This is a genomic window from Actinoplanes sp. NBC_00393, from assembly GCF_036053395.1.
In the GTDB taxonomy this organism is placed as follows: Bacteria; Actinomycetota; Actinomycetes; order Mycobacteriales; family Micromonosporaceae; genus Actinoplanes.
Genome location: NZ_CP107942.1, coordinates 10,107,548 through 10,128,170, shown reverse-complemented (window position 1 = coordinate 10,128,170; position 20,623 = coordinate 10,107,548). Strand labels below are relative to the sequence as shown.

General features: G+C 69.7%; 27 protein-coding genes and 1 tRNA gene. 11 read left to right on the top strand and 17 right to left on the bottom strand.

Annotation, left to right across the window (positions count from 1 at the left end):
- Positions 1 to 148 precede the first annotated feature (148 nt).
- The 9 genes from OHA21_RS47065 (at position 149) to OHA21_RS47025 (ending at position 5,805) form a co-directional block, all read left to right on the top strand.
- A complete protein-coding gene (locus OHA21_RS47065; protein ID WP_328478964.1) occupies positions 149 to 499 on the top strand; it encodes an RRQRL motif-containing zinc-binding protein in 351 nt (116 codons plus the stop codon).
- Positions 496 to 930 (top strand): hypothetical protein, encoded by a 435-nt coding sequence (locus OHA21_RS47060; RefSeq protein WP_328466734.1) that lies wholly within the window; start codon positions 496 to 498, stop codon positions 928 to 930. The genes OHA21_RS47065 and OHA21_RS47060 overlap by 4 nt, the downstream gene beginning before the upstream one ends.
- Positions 927 to 1,388, top strand: coding sequence for a Pycsar system effector family protein (locus tag OHA21_RS47055; protein WP_328466732.1), 462 nt, complete (start codon positions 927 to 929; stop codon positions 1,386 to 1,388). Before OHA21_RS47060 ends, OHA21_RS47055 begins: the two co-directional genes overlap by 4 nt.
- A 14-nt stretch (positions 1,389 to 1,402) precedes the next feature.
- Positions 1,403 to 1,630, top strand: coding sequence for a hypothetical protein (locus OHA21_RS47050; RefSeq protein WP_328466730.1), 228 nt, complete (start codon positions 1,403 to 1,405; stop codon positions 1,628 to 1,630).
- Positions 1,627 to 2,541 (top strand): hypothetical protein, encoded by a 915-nt coding sequence (locus OHA21_RS52875; RefSeq protein WP_442875028.1) that lies wholly within the window; start codon positions 1,627 to 1,629, stop codon positions 2,539 to 2,541. The genes OHA21_RS47050 and OHA21_RS52875 overlap by 4 nt, the downstream gene beginning before the upstream one ends.
- Positions 2,538 to 4,115: a replication initiator gene (locus OHA21_RS47040; protein WP_328466728.1), complete on the top strand. Its 1,578-nt coding sequence runs from the start codon at positions 2,538 to 2,540 to the stop codon at positions 4,113 to 4,115. The genes OHA21_RS52875 and OHA21_RS47040 overlap by 4 nt, the downstream gene beginning before the upstream one ends.
- Positions 4,116 to 4,196: 81 nt before the next feature.
- Positions 4,197 to 4,403 carry a hypothetical protein gene (locus tag OHA21_RS47035; protein WP_328466726.1) on the top strand — a complete coding sequence of 69 codons (207 nt, stop codon included), beginning with the start codon at positions 4,197 to 4,199 and terminating at the stop codon, positions 4,401 to 4,403.
- A complete protein-coding gene (locus tag OHA21_RS47030; RefSeq protein WP_328466724.1) occupies positions 4,400 to 4,591 on the top strand; it encodes a helix-turn-helix domain-containing protein in 192 nt (63 codons plus the stop codon). The genes OHA21_RS47035 and OHA21_RS47030 overlap by 4 nt, the downstream gene beginning before the upstream one ends.
- A complete protein-coding gene (locus tag OHA21_RS47025) occupies positions 4,591 to 5,805 on the top strand; it encodes a tyrosine-type recombinase/integrase (RefSeq protein WP_328466722.1) in 1,215 nt (404 codons plus the stop codon). The genes OHA21_RS47030 and OHA21_RS47025 overlap by 1 nt, the downstream gene beginning before the upstream one ends.
- A 346-nt stretch (positions 5,806 to 6,151) precedes the next feature.
- Here OHA21_RS47025 and OHA21_RS47020 read toward each other — a convergent pair whose 3' ends face one another.
- The 11 genes from OHA21_RS47020 to OHA21_RS46970 all read right to left on the bottom strand — a co-directional run bounded on the left by OHA21_RS47020 (position 6,152) and on the right by OHA21_RS46970 (position 15,519).
- On the bottom strand, positions 6,152 to 6,322 hold the full coding sequence (locus OHA21_RS47020; protein ID WP_328466720.1) for a hypothetical protein: 171 nt from the start codon (positions 6,320 to 6,322) through the stop codon (positions 6,152 to 6,154).
- Positions 6,319 to 6,621 (bottom strand): GNAT family N-acetyltransferase, encoded by a 303-nt coding sequence (locus tag OHA21_RS47015; RefSeq protein ID WP_328466718.1) that lies wholly within the window; start codon positions 6,619 to 6,621, stop codon positions 6,319 to 6,321. The genes OHA21_RS47020 and OHA21_RS47015 overlap by 4 nt, the downstream gene beginning before the upstream one ends.
- Before the next feature lie 137 nt (positions 6,622 to 6,758).
- A complete protein-coding gene (locus tag OHA21_RS47010; protein WP_328466716.1) occupies positions 6,759 to 7,460 on the bottom strand; it encodes a DUF2637 domain-containing protein in 702 nt (233 codons plus the stop codon).
- A 142-nt stretch (positions 7,461 to 7,602) separates the two neighbouring features.
- Positions 7,603 to 9,249, bottom strand: coding sequence for a monocarboxylate uptake permease MctP (gene mctP, locus OHA21_RS47005; RefSeq protein ID WP_328466714.1), 1,647 nt, complete (start codon positions 9,247 to 9,249; stop codon positions 7,603 to 7,605).
- Positions 9,246 to 9,464: a DUF3311 domain-containing protein gene (locus OHA21_RS47000; RefSeq protein WP_328466712.1), complete on the bottom strand. Its 219-nt coding sequence runs from the start codon at positions 9,462 to 9,464 to the stop codon at positions 9,246 to 9,248. Before OHA21_RS47000 ends, mctP begins: the two co-directional genes overlap by 4 nt.
- A gap of 134 nt (positions 9,465 to 9,598) precedes the next feature.
- Positions 9,599 to 10,885, bottom strand: a complete 1,287-nt coding sequence (locus OHA21_RS46995; protein ID WP_328466710.1) for a glycoside hydrolase family 18 protein — start codon at positions 10,883 to 10,885, stop codon at positions 9,599 to 9,601.
- Between the two features lie 80 nt (positions 10,886 to 10,965).
- The gene (locus OHA21_RS46990) at positions 10,966 to 12,069 is read right to left on the bottom strand and encodes a bifunctional RNase H/acid phosphatase (protein ID WP_328466708.1); all 1,104 of its coding nucleotides are present in this window, start codon (positions 12,067 to 12,069) and stop codon (positions 10,966 to 10,968) included.
- Entirely contained in the window at positions 12,066 to 12,800 is a 735-nt protein-coding gene (locus OHA21_RS46985) for a zinc ribbon domain-containing protein (protein ID WP_328466706.1), read from the bottom strand. Before OHA21_RS46985 ends, OHA21_RS46990 begins: the two co-directional genes overlap by 4 nt.
- A complete protein-coding gene (locus OHA21_RS46980) occupies positions 12,797 to 13,633 on the bottom strand; it encodes a Nif3-like dinuclear metal center hexameric protein (RefSeq protein ID WP_328466704.1) in 837 nt (278 codons plus the stop codon). The genes OHA21_RS46985 and OHA21_RS46980 overlap by 4 nt, the downstream gene beginning before the upstream one ends.
- Before the next feature lie 19 nt (positions 13,634 to 13,652).
- Entirely contained in the window at positions 13,653 to 14,246 is a 594-nt protein-coding gene (locus OHA21_RS46975; protein ID WP_328466702.1) for a flavoprotein, read from the bottom strand.
- 46 nt (positions 14,247 to 14,292) lie between these two features.
- Positions 14,293 to 15,519 carry a helix-turn-helix domain-containing protein gene (locus tag OHA21_RS46970; RefSeq protein WP_328466700.1) on the bottom strand — a complete coding sequence of 409 codons (1,227 nt, stop codon included), beginning with the start codon at positions 15,517 to 15,519 and terminating at the stop codon, positions 14,293 to 14,295.
- 226 nt (positions 15,520 to 15,745) lie between these two features.
- Between OHA21_RS46970 and OHA21_RS46965 the strand changes: the two genes are divergently transcribed.
- On the top strand, positions 15,746 to 16,390 hold the full coding sequence (locus OHA21_RS46965) for a bifunctional DNA primase/polymerase (protein ID WP_328478962.1): 645 nt from the start codon (positions 15,746 to 15,748) through the stop codon (positions 16,388 to 16,390).
- Between the two features lie 212 nt (positions 16,391 to 16,602).
- Here OHA21_RS46965 and OHA21_RS46960 read toward each other — a convergent pair whose 3' ends face one another.
- Both OHA21_RS46960 and OHA21_RS46955 read right to left on the bottom strand, forming a co-directional pair.
- Positions 16,603 to 17,406, bottom strand: coding sequence for a hypothetical protein (locus tag OHA21_RS46960; RefSeq protein ID WP_328466698.1), 804 nt, complete (start codon positions 17,404 to 17,406; stop codon positions 16,603 to 16,605).
- 394 nt (positions 17,407 to 17,800) lie between these two features.
- Positions 17,801 to 18,088 (bottom strand): barstar family protein, encoded by a 288-nt coding sequence (locus OHA21_RS46955; protein WP_328466696.1) that lies wholly within the window; start codon positions 18,086 to 18,088, stop codon positions 17,801 to 17,803.
- Between the two features lie 94 nt (positions 18,089 to 18,182).
- Between OHA21_RS46955 and OHA21_RS46950 the strand changes: the two genes are divergently transcribed.
- The gene (locus OHA21_RS46950; RefSeq protein ID WP_328466694.1) at positions 18,183 to 18,716 is read left to right on the top strand and encodes a DUF402 domain-containing protein; all 534 of its coding nucleotides are present in this window, start codon (positions 18,183 to 18,185) and stop codon (positions 18,714 to 18,716) included.
- Between the two features lie 230 nt (positions 18,717 to 18,946).
- Here OHA21_RS46950 and OHA21_RS46945 read toward each other — a convergent pair whose 3' ends face one another.
- The 4 genes from OHA21_RS46945 to OHA21_RS46930 form a co-directional block, all read right to left on the bottom strand.
- Positions 18,947 to 19,438: a hypothetical protein gene (locus OHA21_RS46945; protein ID WP_328466692.1), complete on the bottom strand. Its 492-nt coding sequence runs from the start codon at positions 19,436 to 19,438 to the stop codon at positions 18,947 to 18,949.
- A gap of 79 nt (positions 19,439 to 19,517) precedes the next feature.
- A tRNA-Val gene (locus OHA21_RS46940) sits at positions 19,518 to 19,592 on the bottom strand.
- Positions 19,593 to 19,634: 42 nt separating this feature from the next.
- Positions 19,635 to 20,099, bottom strand: a complete 465-nt coding sequence (locus OHA21_RS46935) for a peroxiredoxin (RefSeq protein ID WP_328466690.1) — start codon at positions 20,097 to 20,099, stop codon at positions 19,635 to 19,637.
- Positions 20,100 to 20,152: 53 nt separating this feature from the next.
- The gene (locus OHA21_RS46930) at positions 20,153 to 20,584 is read right to left on the bottom strand and encodes a DUF3052 domain-containing protein (RefSeq protein ID WP_020516653.1); all 432 of its coding nucleotides are present in this window, start codon (positions 20,582 to 20,584) and stop codon (positions 20,153 to 20,155) included.
- Between the last annotated feature and the right edge of the window lie 39 nt (positions 20,585 to 20,623).

The window sequence follows — 20,623 nt, the reverse complement described above, 5'->3', positions numbered from 1 at the left end:
CCCGATCGTCTGCGCCGTCTGCGCGGCGGCGTTCCTGCCCGAGGACATCGACCGCGACACCTACGTCTTCCCGACGTTCGGCCAGCCGTGTGACCACGGCGACGACCAGGCCGACACCGTGCCGGCCGATTCCACTCCGGAGGATCCGATGCACTTTTACGACCCCACCGGCGAGCGGTACGGCCTGCCCACCTATCCGTTCCGGATGGCCCCGACCGGCCTCGCCACCCGCCGCCAACTGCGCGAACAGAACCTTCGTCCCGGCGGACAGGAGATCGCCGCGCAGATCATGTGGCGTCGCGGCGACCGCGTCGCCTACCTGTACCGCATCGACCTCGCCGTCGCGAAACGCACGGCCAGCCCCGCCCAGCTCGCCGCCGTCGGCCGGGCACTCGCCGCCCGCCGGACCTGCCCCAAGTGCGGAGAGCTTCAGACCTACTACATCCCGCGCCGCACCGGCGCCTGCCTCGACTGCGCCTCCTCGGGAAGTGCCCAATGAGCCTTCTCCAAGAGCAGCGCGTCCGCATCACCTTCAACCCTCAGGGCTTCTTCGCCCCGGAACGGCCGTGGGAGGCGTCCTGCCCCTGCTGCCAGATCACCAGTCACACGACCTGGCTCGACGCCTTCGCCACCTGGGCGCAAGCCCTGGCGTGGGCGCAATCCCATCTCCGGCAGCACCACTGCCGGTTCTGCATCGACCACATCATGCCCGCCGGACGCCATGACGCCCTGGGCGAACTCTTCGAATCCTGCCCCGTCTGCACGCTGCCCTGCGGCGACTGCGACGGCACCGCCGTCTACCCGGCGACCTACAACACCCCGACCGAACTGGTCAGCGATCTCGCTGACCTGCGCCTTGTCCCTGTCTTCTGCGACAGCTGCGACGGCGTGATCGCCGTCGTCCCACTCGATCCGGAGGTCTACGCATGACCACCACCGACCACCTCACCACCGCCATCACCGACGTCAACGCCCAGATGGGCCGCATCGACACCAAAGCAGCCATGCTGCTCGCCGGTTCCCTGACCGCCGCGTCCGTCGGCGTCGCCATCATCGCCAAAGTCCCGCTGACCGGCCCGGCCACCACTACAGCCGTCCTCACGGTCGCCACCATCTGTGCTGCCGTCATCTTGCTGATGACCGCCGTGCGGCCCGCGCTGCGCGGCAACCACGGATTCGTCCGCTGGGCCGCAGCGCCCACCATCTCCGCCCTGCTCACCGAGTTCGAGCAGACCGACCGCGAACACGCGGCCTACCAAGCCCACCAACTGATCAGCCTGTCGCGCTCCGTGCAGCGCAAATACCGGCTCATCCGGCTCGCCACCGACCTGATGCGAGGTGCTGTCGTCCTCGCCGTCCTGACCGCCCTGACCAACACCCTCGTCTGAAAGGACCACCAGCCATGACCACGACATCTCAGCCGTACCGCTACCTGATCTCCTACGCCGACACCCTTCCCGGCGGCATCTCCCACGGCAACGCCGAACTCAAACTGCCCACTCCCATCCGCACGATGGACGACGTTCAAACCGTCACCAAACTGATCCGCGAGCACTTCGGGCTCACCAGCCCGGTCCTGCTCGGCTTCTCCCGCTTCGAAGACGCCCCGCCCCTTCGGCAGGCGTCATGACCACCGCCGCGTCCAAGCTGGACGCCACCGTGCCCACCGCCTCACGCAGGCGGAACTCTGTCGACACGATCCAGTTCCTCGTCCTGATCGTCATCGTCCTGCTCGTCGGCCTGATGGCCGGCGCCGCCTCGTTCACCCACGTCCACGACTGGACGCTCGACAACAGCCCGACCGGAACCCCGGAATGGTTCGGCTGGGCCAACGCGGTCATCTCCGAACTGATCCCGACCGCCGCCATCATCGAGATCGGCCGTCGCCGTCGCCGTGACCCGCACGCCAAGGTCGGCTACCCGATGGTCCTGTTGTTCGGCGCGGTGCTGTTCTCGCTCACCGCACAGCTCGCCGTCGCCAAGCCCGGCGTCTCCGGCTGGGTGGTCTCCGCCCTGCCCGCGCTGGCCTTCCTCGGCCTGTCCAAGCTCGTCTTCACCGCCACCGCAACACCCCGGCCCACCAACCCGGTCACGGCTGACACGCCGGCCACCTCACCCGCCACGTCATCCGACACCGAGCGCGTGAGCGTCCGCCCGGCCGCCGCACCCAAGAAGACCAGGGCCACCACACCCGCCAAGAAGAGCACCCCGGCGAAGAAGACACCCGCACGGACCCCGGCCCGCAAGACCACCGCCCCGGCACCAGCAGAACCTGCCCCAGCCCCGACGCCCACGCCTGCGCTGACGGCCCCGGCTGTCCCGGTGACGCGATACCCGCAACCGCTGCTGAACAACGCCCGGACCATCGCCGCCTCGCACCGCGACACCCACGGCGAAGACATCAACCCGAACCAACTCGCTGTCCGGCTGCGCGTGCCGAGCACGCAGGCCGCCGACATCCTCACCCACCTCACCGACAACCCAACCGTGCCGGCCACCACCCGGCCGCACAACGGCTCTGTGATCGGAGCCGCCAGATGAGCAGCTCGACGCTGCCTCTCGGACCCGCAACCACTTCCCTGGTTGCGGGCTCGGGGGAGAACGCCGAGACCTACTGGCCGTGGGCCGCCCCCACCACGACCAGCCCGGCCCCCGCCGACCCGGACTCACAACTGGGCTTCGACGCGACCGAGGTTGTCTCCGCCCGTGCCCGGGTCCGCTCCGGTGACCTCGACGACTGGCTCGGCCACGTCAGTGCGGCCGCCGCCTGCACCCGCCCGATCCGGCTGTCCGGGCAGATCGACGTCCGCAACCGCGACGGCCAGCTGATGCACACCATCGACACCGAAACCGACATGCCCGACGGTGTCCTCTACACCCCGTGCGGCAACCGCCGGGCCTCCGTCTGCCCGTCCTGCGCGGAGGTGTACCGCCGCGACACCTTCCAGATCATCCGCGCCGGACTGGAAGGCAACCGCTACGGGCTGCCCCCACTCGACCAGCACATCGCAATCTTCCTGACCGCCACCGCCCCCAGCTTCGGCCCGGTCCACCACCGCGTCGTGAAAACCCACGCCGCTGACTGCCGCAGCCGGGAACGCTGCACCTGCCGCGCCTCGATCTGCCGACCGTTCGCCAAACCTTGCCCGCACGGTGTCGAGATGCGCTGCACCACCCGGCACAAGACCACCGACCCGCTGCTCGGGGTGCCGTTCTGCCTGGACTGCTACGACCACACCGGCCAAGTCGTGTGGAACCACGAAGCCCCGGAACTGTGGCGCCGCACCGTCCAGGAAGCCGACCGCGAACTGGAACGCCTCGGCCGGCGGCTCGGCGTCACCCTGCGCCGCCGCTACGTCAAGGTCTACGAATTCCAGGCCCGTGGCGTCGTGCACTACCACGCGATCTTCCGGCTGGACGGCTACCACCCGGACTGCCCCACCGCGATCGTCCCCGCCGACCAGACGGTCACCCGCACCATGTTCGAAAGCGTCCTGGACACCGCGTTCCGCAAAACCGCCTACACCAGCCGCGCCCACCCCGAGCACCCCGGCGGCTGGCCAATCGGCTGGGGCACCCGCGGCCTGGACCTCAAACACATCAACGCCCCCGGCGCGGACGCCAACCTGGTCAAACTCACCGGCTACCTCGCCAAGTACGTCACCAAAAGCACCGAAGCCACCGGCTCCACCTTCCGCCGCCTCGACCAGCTCGCCGTCGACCTGCACACCGACTCGACCACGCACGTCGGCCGGCTGATCCGGGCCTGCTGGACACTCGGCGCCGCCGACGGCTGGCAACGGCTGCGCCGCTACGCCCACCAGTACGGCCACGGCGGCCACATCACCACCAAAAGCCGGGGCTTCTCGGTCACCTACGCCTTCAAACGCCTCGAACGCGTCATCTGGCGCCGCACCCAAGGCCACCCCCACCTCTGGGACGACCAAGAAGCCGACCTCGTCGTCTGCCGACTCGGCTACCACGCCACCGGCTGGATCACCACCGGCGACGCCCTACTCGCCAACAGCGCCGCCGACGCCGCCCGCCGCCACGCCCACAACCTCGACTACGCCGACCCGGACCCAGCGACCACGGTCCACCCCCTCGCCGCCTGACACGTACGTGTCAACCGTTCCTTGACAACTCCACAGCGACACCACACCAACCCGAGCACCTGCGACCCGGAAGGACCCACCATGCCCCACCGACCCCGCCCCCTGCTCGCGATCCGGCTCATCGGCCCCGCCGAAACCGTCACCGTCCAGAAGCGCTACCTGACCGCCTACTACGCCAAGTGCTACGGCGACACGGCGATCTGCCGCACCAGCACCCACCCCGCCAGCCACACCGGCGAGGTACGCGTCTACCTGACCATCACCCGCAAGGAGACACCGCCACGATGACCACTACGACCACAGACGACCTGTGGACGATCGAACGCACCTCCCAGTACCTCGGCGTCCCGGTCCAAACCCTCTACGCCTGGCGCAAACGCGATTACGGCCCACCGGCGGGACGCGTCGGGCGGCACCTGCGCTACGACCCCGACGAAGTCCGCCAGTGGTTCCGTCAGCAGCGGCAGGCGGCGTAATGGCCCACATCGAGGATCGATGGTTCAACACCATCAACGGACCCGGCAGGAAGATCACTCGGGTCAAGACGAAACTGCACGGCGTCGGCATGCGGTATCGGGTGCGCTACACCGACCCCACCACCGGGCGGGAACGAAAGAAGTCATTCCCCGACCGCGCCAAGCGCGCCGCCGAGAACTTCCTCACCTCGATCGAGTCGGACAAACTTCGGGGCACCTATATCGACCCGGCCGCCGGCCAGATGCTGTTCCGCGATTTCGCCGAGACCTGGCTACGCACACGGCGATTCGACGCCTCCACCCGCGAAAGCGTCGAAATCAGGGTGCGGCGGCACCTCTACCCCTACTTCGGCGACCGTCAGCTCTCGTCCATCAAACCGGGCCAGATCCGCGAGTGGGACGCTCAGATGGTCGACGTGATCGGCCCGGCCACCCGTGCGGTGACCTTCACCCACCTACGCACGATTCTCGGTGCGGCCGTCGATGACGAACGGATCGGCAAGAATCCGTGCTCCGCGAAATCAGTCGATCCGCCCCGCCCCGATGAACGCCAGGTCGACCCGTGGACGCTGGAACAGGTTCGCGCCATTCGGGCGGCAATCCCGGCCCGCTATCAGCCGATGGTGGATGTGGGCAGCGGCTGCGGACTGAGACAGGGCGAGATCTTCGGCCTGGCCGTGGAAGACATCGACTTCATCGGCGGCTGGCTCCATGTCCGGCGGCAGGTAAAGCGGGTCCGGTCCCGGCTCGTCTTCGGCCTCCCGAAGAACGACAAAGAGCGGCGGATACCGCTGCCGGAAAGCATCGCCGACATCCTCGCGCAGCACATCGCCGCTGTTCCCCCGGTGGCCGTCACGCTGCCCTGGGAGGACCCCGGCAAGGGCAAGCCGGTCACGGCAAACCTCGTGTTCACCACGACCCGCAAGAATGCGATCAACCGGAGCGACTTCAATCCGGACATGTGGCACCCAGCCCTGAAGAGCGCTGGAATCGAGCGGAGCCGGGCGACCGGCATGCACGCGCTGCGTCACTTCTACGCCTCGGCTCTACTTGACGCGGGCGAGACCATCAAGGCCCTCGCCGCCTACCTCGGCCACGCCGATCCCGGCTTCACGCTCCGGGTCTACACCCACCTCATGCCGGCCAGCGAGGACCGCACCCGCACCGCCATCGACGCCCTGTTCGGGCACCCGAAAAAGCCGCTGACGCCCTAGCGACGCCCTAGACGGGCCTGGAGCCGACGTTTCCGCAGCGTACGGGCAAGATCAGGCACATAGTCCGGCGTACAGGCCGACTCGTCCGTCGCCCTCAAGCCACATGCGCGAAGACGGCCGCTTCAATGATCATCCTGGGACGACGCTGGCGGCATTCGATGGCGCCACGGCCCCACGGCCCCACGGCCCCACGACCCCACGGCCCCAAGCCCCGGTCGCTGCCCAACGATGCGAACTCGCGGCGGTGGCCTGGGATCATCCTTGCCGCTGCGGGCATACTTCTCGGGCTGGATTCAGCAGCCGCTACTCAGGATTCGACGCAAAGGCCGAATTTCGGGTGGGCGGTTCAGATCGTCCGGACCAGCCAGAGGAGCAGGCCGCCGGCGAGGAGCATCACGAGCATGGTCAGGGCCACCATGGCGAGGAAGGCGCCGCTCAACCGTGTGGCTGAGGAGCGGCGGGGCTGCGGCTGTTCGGGCTCCTCGCGGAACTCGAACATCTCGGGGTCGGCGCTCATTTGATGCGGCGGGTGGTTCGGGCGACGAGGCTCTCGTACTCGGGGTGTTTGTCGAGCCAGCCGCTCACGAAGGGGCACATCGGCACCACGGTCCGGCCCTTGGCGCGGGCCTCGTCGAGTCCGGCTCGGGCCAGCGCCGAGCCGGCGCCGGAGCCCTCGAAGGCCGGGGTCACCTCGGTGTGGGTGAAGACGATGATGTTGCCGGTCAGCTGGTAGGTGAGCACGCCGGCGAGCTCACCCGCCTCGTCTCGGGCCTCGAAGCGTTCGCGCTCGGGCACCTCGGTCACCGTGAACGTCACCGCACCATCCAAGCAGATCCGCCCGGTGGCTCAGCCACGTGCCTGAGCCCGGCGGTCGCGCTGTGGGCCGCGACCCACTGCGAAGGTCGCGCGGCTCGGCAAGACTCTTTCGAAAACCCGTACCGAAAATGGTGTTTCTATGGGGCTCGGTGGGCGCCGATCGCCTCGCGCCGGGGCTCCAGGAAATGCTCGAGCGTGTCGCGCTCGGCGCGGGCCCGTGCCTTCTCAGCGGCCTTGGCCGCCCGCAGCCGGGCGGCCTCGGCCCGCGCTGCCTCCTGGGCTTCCCGGGCCGCCTGTTTCGCCCTGCGGGTCTCCGCGGCCTTGGCGGCGCGGGCCTTGGCCACCTCGGGGTCGAGCTTGCGGTTCGGCCGGACCTCGCTGATCACCGAGACCTCGCGCTCCTCGATGGCGGCGAAGTCGGGGCGGATCTTGGCGGCGACCCATTCGACGCCGGCTACCAGGCCGACCACCAGGGCGAAGATGATGCGCAGGCCGAGCGGGCCGGGGGCGGCGAAGTTCACGGCGGCGGAGATGGTCACGACGACGACCAGGATCTTCATGGCGGCCCGTTTGGCGTCGACGGCCATGCCGGTGGTCTGGGTGATCGTGAGCATGGAGAGCATGGCCAGGTCGAAGACGGCCGGGACGATCCAGGCGAACATGCCGGCGCCGAGTTGGGCCAGGTAGTGGGCCTGATGCAGGTAGCTCGCGGTGAGCGCGCCGATCAGAATGAGGCCGTTGGCGCGCTTGATCAGGCGGATGGCGCGCAGCATGCCCGGCACCGCGCCTTTGGCGTATTCGGTGGCGAACTGCTGGGTGAGGGTGGGCTGGGTGGCCAACGCAAGCTCCTGTACGCCGCACCGGGAGCGACAAAGGCGACTTCTGTGACAGACGCTAGCGGAATGGACGCGAGTGGCGCTCCGATTCGAGGGGAAAGCCGGCCGGCCTCTCGTTCCATGCTTCGAGGCCGGCCGGTACCGCCTAGGTCGACGACACGCTGTCCACGGTGCTGGTCCGCTGCCGTTCGATCCGCGGGTCGCCCTCGTCGGCGAAGTAGTCGTCCGCGGTCGTGCCGTCCACGCCCTCGGGCCTCTTCGCGGCCCGCAGGATCAGCGTGACGATCGCCGCCACCAGCAAGTTGACCAGCACGGTCACGAACCCGACGTAGATCGTCACCTTGGTGTCGAAACCGAAGTCGGAGAGCGGGAACGCCGAGCCGCCGAAGTGCGCGCGCCCGGTCGCCGCGTTCGGGATCTGCCAGAGCATCCAGAACCCGAGGGCCATGCCGGCCACCCAGCCGGCGATCAGCGCGCCCCGGTGCAGCCAGCGGGTGTAGAGGCCGATCACCACGGCCGGCGCCGTCTGCAGGATGATCACGCCACCGATGAGCTGCAGGTCGATGGAGAACTGCGGGTCCAGGAAGACGATGCAGGCCACCGCACCGATCTTCACCACCAGCGAGGTGATCTTGGCGACGTTCGCCTCCTGCGCGTGGGTGGCGTCCTTGCGCAGGAACTCCTTGTAGATGTTGCGGGTGAACAGGTTGGCCGCGGCGATCGACATGATCGCGGCCGGCACCAGGGCGCCGATGCCGATGGCGGCGAACGCGACGCCGGCGAACCAGGACGGGAACTGCTGGTCGAACAGCAGCGGCACCACGGTGTTGTTGTCCACGCTGCCGGGGCTGGACCCGGGCAGCGGCTTCACCCCGGCCGAGATGGCCATGTAGCCGAGCAGGGCGATCAGGCCGAGCAGCAGACTGTACGCCGGGAGCGCCGACATGTTCCGCTTGATCACGTCGCGGTTCCTGCTGGCCAGCACACCGGTGATGCTGTGCGGGTAGAGGAACAGCGCGAGCGCCGAGCCGAGCGCCAGGGTGAAGTACTGGACCTGGTTGTTGGCGTTCAGCAGGATGCCGTCGTTCGGGTTCGGCGAAGCCTGGAACTTGGCGTCGGCGGCATCGAAGATCGCACCCCAGCCCCCGAGCTTGTACGGCAGCCACAGCACCGCCACCAGGATGACGATGTAGATCAGGGTGTCCTTCACGAACGCGATCAGCGCCGGCGCCCGCAGCCCGGACTGGTAGGTGTACGCCGCCAGGATCGCGAACGCGATGATGATCGGCAGGTGCCGGGCCAGCACGCTGTCCCCGGTCACGCCCATCGTCTTGAGGACCGCCTCGATACCGATCAACTGCAAGGCGATGTACGGCATGGTCGCCACGATCCCGGTGATGGCGATCAGCAGCGCGAGGACCGGTGAGTCGAACCGGGTCCGCACGAAGTCGGCCGGCGTCACGAAGCCGTGCCGGTGCGACACCGACCAGAGCCGGATCAGGATCAGGAAGAACAGCGGATAGATCACCACGGTGTAGGGCACCGCGAAGAACCCGGCCGCCCCGGCGCCGAAGATCAGCGCCGGCACCGCAACGAAGGTGTACGCCGTGTACAGATCACCGCCGACCAGGAACCAGGTGATCCAGCCGCCGAAGCTGCGCCCGCCCAGCCCCCACTCGTCCAGATGGGCCATGTCCTTCGGCGCCCGCCACCGGGAGGCGACGAAGCCCATCCCGCTGACCAGCAGGAACAGCAGCGTGAAGATGACGATCTCGGTGATGTGATCGCTCATCGCCGGCTCCGCTTGGTCATCTGGTAGACGATCGTCGTGGTGGTGACGCCGAGCAGGATGAAGGCGAACTGGAGCCAGTAGAACATCGGGAAGCCGGCCAGGCGCGGCTCGTCGTGGTTGTAGAGGAAGGTCAGCAGCGGCACCACGATCGGAATCAGGAGCAGCCAGTTCCAGGGACTTCTATCGGTACGCGGCGGACGATCCGGCTCAGCCATGGGACTCCTTCGTCAGCGTGTGCGTGTGGTACACGTCACGCTAACGACCAGTCGGATGATCGGGCGATCCCCCATGCGCCGAACGGATGCGGCGGTGCGCCGAACGGGCACACCGCCGCATCGTCAGGGAAGGGTTACTGCAGGCCGGCCGAGATCGCCTTGGTCAGCGACGCCTTCTCGTCGTCACCGTCGAGCGACCACATCATCGCCCCGCCCAGACCCTTGAGCCGGATGTAGAGGGACTTCTGCAGCAGGACGGCCGGGTCGTCGTACGTCCAGAACGTCGTCCCGTCGTAGAGCCAAGCGTGCCCGTTCAGCACGTCCCGGTGCACCTTGAAGCCCTGCGACGTCAGCTCCTTGACCCGCTTGTAGTCCTCGGTGCCGCCGCCGAAGGTGCTCGGCGCCGGACCGGTCGCGGCCCCGAACAGGCCGTTACGGCCGCCGGTGACCCCGGTCCAGCCCTGGCTGTAGTACGGCACGCCGAGGATCAGCTTGCGCTTGGGCGCCCCACCGGCGATCCACGCGTTGATCGTGTTCTCCACCGAGAAGTCCGGGTTGTCCGGCGCGCCCTGCGGCACGCGCAGCGCCGACTGCTGGTTGGCCACCGGCTCCCAGGTGCCGTGGAAGTCGTAGCCCTGCACCGTCGCGAAGTCCAGGTACCGGAAGATCTTGTTGACCTCGAACCCGGCGGTGATCTTCGCCGGCGCGGCCGGCACGAACGCGCTCAGCTCGTACTTCTTCTTGCTGGTGCGACCCAGCTTGTCCAACTGCGAGCGGAACTCGGCGACGAGCGCGGTGAAGTTCTGCTTGTCCTCGGGTCGGATGATGTTGCCGGCGTTGCCGGACGATCCGGGCCACTCCCAGTCCAGGTCGATGCCGTCGAAGATGCCGGCCGCGACGCCCGCGGGCAGACCGGGCAGGTTGCCCTTGATCCAGAGGTCGATGCAGGACGAGACCAGCTTCTTGCGCGAGGCGTCGGTCAGCACCGCGTCCGAGAAGTACGCCGAGCCGGTCCAGCCGCCGAGCGAGATCAGCGCCTTGAGCTTGGGGTTCTTCTTCTTGAGCTCGGCCAGCTGGTTGAGGTTGCCGGCGATCGGCTGTCCGGCCACGTCGGCGACGCCGTCCACGCTGTTCTCCGCGGAGAACGACGTGCCCCAGTCCGCCCATGGGTCCGCCGAGTCGCAGACCCCGGCCGCGGTGACCGGCCCGAACGCGTAGTTGATGTGGGTCAGCTTGGCCGCCGCGCCGGACTGCTGCACGTCGGCGAGCTGGAAGTCACGGCCGTAGATGCCCCACTGGGTGAAGTAGGCGACCTTGAGATATGAGTCGTTCGAATGTGCCTGTGCGGGAGTCGGTGCGCCGGTCACGACGACCGCGGCGGCGGCCGCCACGGCGACGAGGCGGCGGGTGAAACCGCGCATGAGCCCTCCAGGGCGAAACGTTGAAGAAAGTTTCCTAATCGAGGAAGCTAAACGTCCGCCCCGCGGGGGTCAATATCTAGTTATCGAAGATGGGCGGTCTCGTTGACCGAGCGCACCGCGATGTTCCCGTCCGGCCAGACATCCATCGTGGAGACGCCGGCGGCGTCCAGGAACAGCCGGTGCAGGAACGCGTCGCCTGCGGCGAGCGCATCGCGAAGAATCAGTTTGATCGGTGAGACGTGCGAGACCAGGACGACGGTCTTTCCGGGGTACGCCGAGAGCACCGCCGCCATGGCCCGGCGCACCCGCTTCGCCACCGCCTGGAACGACTCCCCACCCGGCGGAGCGACACCGGTCGACTCCAGCCACGCCTGCATCTCGTCCGGCCACTGTTCCTGCACCTCGGCGAAGGTGCGGGCCTCCCACGCGCCGAAGTCGCACTCGATCAGGTCGTCCATCACCGTGACCGGCACGCCACCGACCTCGGCAGCGATCAGCTCTGCGGTACGCGTACACCGGGAAAGGGGTGAGCTGAGCACCGCCGCGACGTCGCGGCTGATGCCGGCCACCCGCCCGCCCGCGGCCATCGCCTGTGCCTCGCCCTCGTCGGTGAGCGGCACGTCGCCGCGCCCGGAGTAGCGGCCCTGCGACGTGAGCGGCGTCGAGCCGTGCCGGACCAGGATGATCCGCGTCGCGTTCTCCAGCGACGGCGGCGCCCAGGACTTCGGCTTGGCCGCCGGACGGGTCTCCGGAACGACGTCCGGCACGCTCTTGCCGGCCGCCTCGTCCATCGCGCGGTTGGCCAGCGCGTCCGCGGCCTTGTTCTTCTCCCGGGGGATCCAGTCGAAGGTGACCTCGGCGAACTTGCCGACCAGGCCGGCCGCCTCGGCGGCGAGCGGCCGCAGCCCGGCGTTCTTGATCTGCCAGCGGCCGCACATCTGCTCGATGACCAGCTTCGAGTCCATCCGGACGTCGACCCGGTCGGCGTTCAGCTCGGCGGCGGCCCGCAGACCCGCGATCAGCCCGGAGTACTCGGCCACGTTGTTGGTGGCGACCCCGAGCGATTCGTAGCGCTCCAGGAGGACCTCGCCGGTGGCCGCCTCACGGACCACCGCGCCGTAACCGGCCGGGCCCGGGTTGCCCCGCGAGCCACCGTCCGCCTCGACGACGACGCGCAGGCTCACAGGCCGGACTCCGAGGTGCGCACCATGATCCGGCGGCACTCCTCGCAGCGGACCACCTCGTCGGCAGGGGCGGCCTTGACCCGGGCCAGGTCGGCGCCGTACAGCTCGATCCGGCAGGCGCCGCAGCGGCCCGCGTACACCAGCGCGGCGCCCATGCCGGTCTCGGTACGAATCTTGTCGTAGAGGGTGACCAGGTCGGCCGGCAGGTCCGCGGCCAGCGGCACCCGCGCGCCGGTCTTGAACTCCTGCTCCTTGGCCAGCTCGTCGAGCGTCTCGTCGCGCCGTCGCTCGGCGTCCGACCGGCGACCGGCCGCCGCCGAGAGCCGCCCCTGCACCTCGGTGAGCGTGGCCACCGCGGCCTCCCGCTGCTCCATCAGCTCCAGCTCGGCGTCCTCCAGCTCGGACTGCCGCCGGTTCAGGGTGGCCAGCTCGTGCTCGAGTCCCTCGATCTCCTTCAGCGCGCCGCCCGACTTCAGCCGCTGCTGGTCCCGCTCCTTGCGGATCCGGACCTGCTCGATGTCCTTCTCGTAGCGGGCGATGTCCCGGTCCAGGTCGTCGACCGCGACCTGGGCGCGGACCCGCTCGTCCTCCAGGGCGGAGAGCTCCCGCGCGGCGGCGTCGATCTCGGCCAGCTCGGGCAGCGTCTTCCGCTTGTGGGTGAGCTGGGCGACAGCGGTGTCGATGGCCTGCAGATCGAGCAGGCGGCGCTGAGCTTCCGGGGCGGCCTTCACGGGTGGGTCTCCTTCGCAGCAGCGGAATGGACGGTCCAGGGATCGGTGTCCAGGTCGGACACCACCACGTCGAGGGGGAACCCGGCGCGCAGCCACGCCGCCACGTCGTCCAGCCAGGGACGCTCGCTCGCCCAGTGTGCGACGTCGAGAAGCGCCGGGCCACCGTCGGCGAGATGCTCGCTCACCGGGTGATGCCGCAGATCAGCGCAGAGGTACGCGTCGACACCGGCCTGCGCCGCATCGGCCAGGAAGGAGTCGCCCGCGCCACCGCAGACGGCAACCGTACGGATCTCCCGCTCCGGGTCGCCCGCGGCCCGGACCCCGGCGGCGGTCCGCGGCAGACGGTCGGCGGCGAGACGCGCGAGCTTCTCCAGCGTGAGCGGCTGCGGCAGCGTACCGATCCGGCCCAGTCCCCGTCCCTCCCCCGCGGCTGCGCCCTCGGCGGGCACGAGCGGGCGCAGGCCGGTCAGGTCGAGACGGGCCGCGAGCGCGTCGGACACGCCCGGGTTCGCCGTGTCGGCGTTGGTGTGCGCGGTGTAGAGCGCGACCCCGCCCTTGATCAGCCGGTGCACGATGCGGCCCTTGAAGGTGTCCGGGGCGATCGACGAGACCGGCTTGAGCAGCAGCGGGTGATGGGCGACGATCAGGTCGGCGCCGAGCGACAGGGCCTCGTCGACGGTCTCCGGGACGCAGTCGACGACGCAGAGCACCCGGGTGACCGGCTGGTCGAACTCGCCGAGCACCAGCCCGACCCTGTCCCAGGACTCGGCCCACGAGCGCGGGTAACGCGCATCCAGGGCATCCACGACATCGCGGACGGTGCAGTCGGTCACGAAGGCAGACTCTATATGCCTAGGAAACCGCCCCCGGCTCGACTCGGCTGCCTGCCGCCGCAGCCGCCGTCGGGCTGACCGCCTGAAGCGCCCGGCGCCAGGGGAACTGCCCGCGGAACCGGTCGGTCTGCCCCGGCCCACCGAGCCGGCAGACGTCCTCGCCGTAGAGCACGTGCACGCCCCAGTCCCGCAGCTTGGCCAGGCTCTCGTGCAGCGCCGGGTGCAGCGCCATCACCTTGTTGGTGTACGGCACGACGGCGGTCGGCACGCCGTAGCCGTACCCCTCGACGAGCAGGCCGAGGACCAGGGTGTCGGTGATCCCGGCGGCCCACTTGTTGACCGTGTTGACGGTGGCGGGCGCGACGATCATCGCGTCCGCGGGCGGCAGCACGTCGGGGTCGCCGGGGCTCTTGTAGTCGGAACGAACCGGGTGTCCGGTCTGGGCCTGCAGAGCCGCCACGTCGACGAACTTGCGGCCGTCCGGGGTCGTCACCACGCAGACGTCCCAGCCCTCGTTCTGGGCCAGCGTGACGAGGATTCCGACGTCCCGGGCCATCGGTGAGCCGCACACGAGCACGTACAGCACACCGGGAAGGGCTTTACCGGTAATCACGTGCAAACCCCCCACCCGCCGCCCCAAAGCGGACTAAAGGCCACCTTCACACGCCGACTCCCATCTGTTCGGCCAGCTCCGCTATCGGGGCCGGCGGCGCGCCCCGGGTACGCCGGAGCACGTCGGAAAGCACCTCATGGGCGAGTGGGCGGCAGCGGATCTCGGACGGGGCGAGCCGGTCGCCCTCGAGCAGCATCTCGCCGGCCTTCTCCACCTCGCCGACCTGCGTGTAACCACGGGCGATGTCCAGGTAGTGGTGTGCCCGCCGCTCCGGGAGCATGGCGTTGAACCCGTCCTTGTTCATCCGCTCGTGCGATTCCACCGCCAGGCGCCCGTCGCCGAGCTCGACCGCGGTCGCGCAGCGGTGCAGCTGCACGTTGGTCGGCCCGAAGCTGGTCCAGTAGTGGTTGAAGTCGCCACCCAGCTCCAGCGAGGCCTGTTCGGCGCCGCTGAGCAGGTCGCGCACGGTCGCGCTGTCCCCGATCCGGGCGGCCGCCATGGCGCCGTTGAGCAGCAGCATCCCGTACACCGAGAGCTGCTCGCCGCGGGCCCGGTCCGGGCCGGGCGCCAGCCGGTTGGCGATGTTGACGTTCACCTCGAGGGAGGGGCGGACCCGCCCGAGCGCCAGCAGCGCGCTGCCCACCCGGTAGCTGGCCAGCCCGGCCAGCAGCTGGTCACCGGCCCGCTGGGAGACCGCGATCGATCGGTCCGCGGCGAGCCAGGAGAGCTCGTGCTCGCCGACCTTGCGCAGCGCCGACGAGGCGATCTGGTACACCTGCCCGAGCAGGTGGGCGGCGTGCGGCGCCTCGTCGCTGTTCGCGTGGGCGCTGTCCGCCGCCTGAGCGTCGCGCAGCAGCTTGGGCAGAGCGCGGGCCAGTACGCCGTACTTCGCGTGCTGGTACGTCAACCAGGCATGGCTGACCGCTTTCCGCATCTCGGTGAGAGGCGGGGAATGTGGCACAGCCTGAAAGAAAGCGCTCATCTGGTCATATCGCTCCAGAGCCGCACGAATCTCCTCGACCTCTACCTGGTCGATGCAGTTCTGCGTCTCCGGCTTCCGCTCCACCTCCTTGCCCAGCAGCAACTGGACATCGACCTGGAGAACGTCCGCGATGTCGTACACGACTGAGAACTTGTCGAGCCGGCGAACCCCGCGTTCGACCTTGTCGACCCAGCTCTTCGATTTACCCAGCCGGTCCGCGAAGACCTGCTGGGACATTTTGCGTCGGCCCCGCCAATAGGCGACGCGGCGGCCGATCGGCAGCTCGTCCACGGTGCCTCCCCCACTCACCCGGCGGCCCCTCCGCCGGTGAGCCATCCGGTGTGTCACTCGCAGTGTGGACCGCTCACGTGCGCACAGATCGCACAGCGTGTGTGATCGCCTGCTCACCGATGCTCGTAGTTTTTCTTGCAAGTTGCAAAGGGTGGATCTGACCGAGCCAACGACGAACGTCGCATCGGGATACGGCCTCGCCACCCGCTTCCGGGGGTATCGAACTATGCAGTGGACCAGCAGTCAGCCGTTCGTCCCGCCATCGGTCCTCGATCGTCTCGACCGGGTACGCCTGCGCCGCGCCGCCCTGCGGTACGCCGAGCACGGCTGGCCGGTGACACCCGGGTCCTATCTGACCGGTCATCGATTCCACTGCGATCGCCCCGGCTGCCCGATCACCGGTTGCCATCCGGCGCTCGACTCCTGGATCGAGTCGGCCACCGGCGATCCGGACCGGATCACCGACTGGTGGCGGCGCCGGCCGCACGCGGTGCTGCTCACCACCGGGGAGAGCTTCGACGTCCTCGAGGTGCCCGCGCCGCTGGCCCGGCGCACGCCCGGACTCGGCCCGGTCGCGGTCACCGCCGGCGGACGCTGGATGTTCCTGGTCCGCCCCGGCCGCCCGCTCCGCCCGGAACTGGAACGGCGCCTCGACGTGATCCGGCACGGCGTCGGCTCCTGGATCCCGGCGCCGCCGAGCCGCATGGTCGAAGGCCCGGTCCGGTGGGCCGTCACCCCAACCCAGGTGGACTGGCGACTGCCCGACGCCGACCTGGTGCAGGAGAAGATCGCCGCGGCCCTCGGCCCGACCCTCGTGTCCGGCCGGCCGATCGTCCCCCGGCAACTGTCCACGTCGCGCAGGGCGGCCTGACCGCCACACCGGGTGGGCAGTCGGTGACCGGACCTGATCACGTGAACACATGTCGGTTGCCGACGTTTCCACATCGGTGACGTGCGGCGAATCACCCGTTGGGATGACCCGCGTGAGTGAAGTCAACCTTTTCAACCTGGCGTTGGGCCATGGGTATCCGGCCGATGACCGGCGCCGGGCGCTGCCACCCTCGCCACGTTGAAAAGGTTTGATCAGGCAGCGAGGTCGCGGTAGGCAGCGATCACAGCCTCGGTACGGTCGGCCAGCTCCGGTCCGCTCTCGGTCACCGCGGGGGCGCCGGTCACCCGGGCCAGCGTGCGCTCGGCGTACCGTGCGGTGGCTGCGACCTGGCGCTCCCGGATGAAACTCTCGCCCGCACGCGCCGCGGTGTCGATGCTGCGCAGGATCCGGTTCGCGGCCGCGCCCGCCTCGCGCCACGACTCGTCGGCCCGCTCACACTGCTCGGCGACCGCCGACCGCGCCGGGCTGTCCACCGGGATGTCCGCCTCACGGACCGCCGCCAGCTCGGCACGCAGCCGGCGCAGCTCCTGCCGCCGGGCCAGGGTCTCGGCGAGCTCGTCCAGGGCACGGTTCAGGGACCGGTCGGCCAGAACCGGGTCGATCATCCCGGCCAGCGCCGGCCAGGTCCGGCGGACCCGGCGCGAGGCGACCAGGGCGCCTTCGAACGCGGCCCGCTCGGGTTCCGTCCAGAGCACGCGGGAGCCCGGGTCACGCGGCACCGCCAGCGCCGCTGGCTGGGCCGCCCGCGCCTGCCGGCGCCAGACCAGAGCGGCCACGGACGTGCACGCGGCCACCGCCAGCCACCAGTTCATGCCGAACGCGCTGAGCACGGCAGTGACCAGTACCAACGGCAGCGCCAGGCGAGCCAGGTAGGTCATCCGCTCCTCGCGGCTGCGCCCCGAGGGCGGCCGCGGCACGAACTCGGTCAGCGTCCCGGTCCGGGTCCGCCGCAGCCGTCCACTACGAGCCTTGATCGGGTACGCCGAGACAACCACTTTCTCAGCGTCAGCACCGATGTGCAGCCCCGTCTTCCCAGCTCCGGCGCCGATGTGCAGCCCCGCATTTCCAGCTCCGCCGCCGATGTGCAGCCCCGCATTTCCAGCTCCGGCGCCGATGTGAAGTCCCGCTTTTCCAGCTCCGGCGCCGATGTGAAGTCCCGCTTTTCCAGCTCCGGCGCCGATGTGAAGTCCCGCTTTCTCAGCTCCGGCGCCGATGTGCAGTTCCGTGCGCATGCCCGGCCTCCGTCGCTCCGCCCGTTCCTCCGGGCGGGCCCGGCCGCCGAGGGGAAACCGGCCGGGACCCGCCCACCGCGGGCGTTCCCGCAGGTGCCATTGGGATCGGTGCCCAACGCCCCGACTTGAGCCCCCCTCCGTTGCACCCCGGTAGCCATCAGTCGAAGAGCCGGAACACGAACCGCTGGGTCCAGTCCTTTCCCTCGTCCTCAGCCTCGATCTTCTCCAGCAGCGCGACGAACTCGCCGAAGCGCGCGTTGCCCAGCACCATCCGCAGCGACGGCGCGTTGATCCAGGTGAGCTGTACCGGGCGGGGATCGCCGGCGGCCAGGCGGTCGTGCAGCGAGTCCAGGTCCGGGCGGTGCCGCGGGCCGTATCCGAAGGCGCCCGCCAACCGCCGGTGCAGATCCGTCTCGTCCAGCACGCATCGTCCGTCGATGACCACCCTCACCCCGGCGTCAACGAGTGGGCGCGGCCGGGCGCATCCCGATGCCGGCCGATGTCCCCCGATGGGGATCCGGCGGCTAACCTCGGCTGCCGTGGACGCGGTCGAGCTGGAATTGCGCAAGTACGACGGTCGGCCGCACCGCCGGGTGACCGGCCGCCTGCTCGGCTCCGACGAATACGGCACCTGGATCGGGACGCCGCGCGGGTCGGTGGTCCGCTACAGCTACGGCTGGCGGCGGATCGAGCTCACCCGGGAGGACTCGGTCCGGCTGTTGCCCCGGGACGGCTGGTGGATGGCCATGTTCCGCGCCGAGCCGAGTCGCACCGACGTCTACTGCGACGTGACCACCCCGGCCCGGCGCACCGCCCCGGACCGGTTCACCGTGATCGATCTGGACCTCGACCTGATCCGCTTCCGCGCCGACCGGCGCGTGGTGATCGACGACGAGGACGAGTTCGAGGAGCACCGGCACCGCTTCGGTTACCCCGAGGACGTGGTGACCCGGGCCACCGGCGCCGTCGCCGAACTGCACCACGCGCTGACCAGCGACCTCGAACCGTTCGCCGGCCACTACCGCACCTGGATGAGCCGGCTCACCGACGCCCGGCGCCGCCGGCTCCGCTGACCCGGACCACCCAGGAGCCGCGAGAGCAGAGACGACCCGAACCGGCCGCACGCCGCGAGAGCAGAGGTCCGCACGCCGCGGGGACAGACGACCCGAACCGGCCGCACGCCGCGAAGGCAGAGGCAACCCGACCGGCCGCGCGCCGCGAGGACAGAGGCAAGCCGGAGCGAGGGCGGGCCTGGTGCCGCCGGCGACCCGCCGCGGGCCGGAAAGGCCCGCGGCGGCCGGCATCAGGACTCGTCGGAGGCGACGGTGCGCGGCTGCGGCCAGCGCCCACTCGGTGGGAGAGCGCCCAGATGCTCCAGGCGGGCGCGGACGCCGCCGGTGGTGCGGCCGAAGTCGGCGGCGAGCCCGGCGAGGGTGGCGCCGGCCTGGAAGCGGTCGAGCAGGCGGGCGTCATCCTCGGAGGCCCACCGGGCGCCCTGGTTGGGCGGACGGTCCGGCCGATCCGGCGTGGGCGGCACCCGGGCCGACGGCGGCCGTGTCATGGCTATCAGCCCGGCGAGCGTGGAGCCCAGCACATCGGTGAGACCGCCCAGGTCGGACGGCGTGATGCCGCCGCTGATCTCGCTCACCACCCGGCCGTCGCCGTCACTGCTCACGATGCACAGATCGAGCCGGCGGTCATCGGTCGGGAAGACGGTGACCTGATACTCCGTCTCGCCGAGCAGCAGGCGACGGTCGAGGATGATCGGGGCGGTCTGGAGTGTCGTGTCGTTCATGGGAGTGACGCTAGGGCTACCCTCTGACAGTTTCGCGCGGCCGGCTCCACCGCTGCGACCGCAAGCGACCCACCCCGTCTGGTGGGCGCGGCAGGTTTCGAACCTGCGACCCCTCGCTTGTAAGGCGAGTGCTCTCCCACTGAGCTACGCGCCCGGCTCCGCTGAGACCGGAGTGGTCATCGTACCCTGCCGCGGATCAGGACCTGAGGGTGGCGAGGGCGGCCCGCCAGGAGTCCTGATCGCGGGCCTCGCCGGGGCCGTTCATCTCGGCGAAGCGGACCGTGCCGGTGGTGTCGACGAGAAAGGTGCCGCGGTTGGCGAAGCCGGTGTCGGTGTTGAAGACCCCGTACGCCTGGGCCACCGCCCCGTGCGGCCAGAAGTCGGCCAGCAGCGGGAAGTCGAAGCCCTCCTGCATGGCCCAGACCTTGTGGCTGTACACCGAGTCCACGCTGATGGTGAGCACCTGGACGGCGTCGTTCGCGTACGCCGGGAGGTTGTCCCGGATCTCGGTGAGTTCGCCCTGGCAGGTGCGGCTGAACGCCAGCGGGTAGAAGACCAGCAGGACCGCTTTGCGACCGTGGAAGTCGGCGAGGCGTACCTCTTGGTTGTTCTGATCCTTGAGGGTGAAGTCGGGCGCCGGCACGCCAATAGAGATCGGCATCCGCTCAGTTTAAGCCCGGGCGGACGCCGACCTCGACGAGGTGGCAGTGAGAGCTACTTCTTCTTGGCGCCCCGGGGGGAGACCAGGCGTGCGCCTGTCCAGTCCTTGCCGGCGTTCACCGTCGAGGTCTGCTGGAGGCCGGCGGTGGGCGCCGACTCGCTGATCTCGCTCGGCTCGACGTGTCCGTCGCGGCCGGCTTTCGGGGTCAACAGCCACACCACGCCGTTGTCGGCGAGGGGGCCGAGAGCATCGGTCAGCAGTTCGAAGAGGTCACCGTCGCCGTCGCGGTACCACAGCAGCACCGCGTCGACCACCTCGTCGGTGTCCTCGTCGACCAACTCTCCGACGCGTTCGGTCAGGGCGTCACGGAGATCCTCGTCGACGTCATCGTCGTATCCCATCTCCATGACCACCATGTTCGGCTCGAAGCCGAACCGGTCCGCCAGGCTGCGTACGCCGTCGGCCTGACCCGCGGTCGCGCTCACTGTCCAAATCCTCCTAGCCGTGAAAAAAGCACCTGAAAC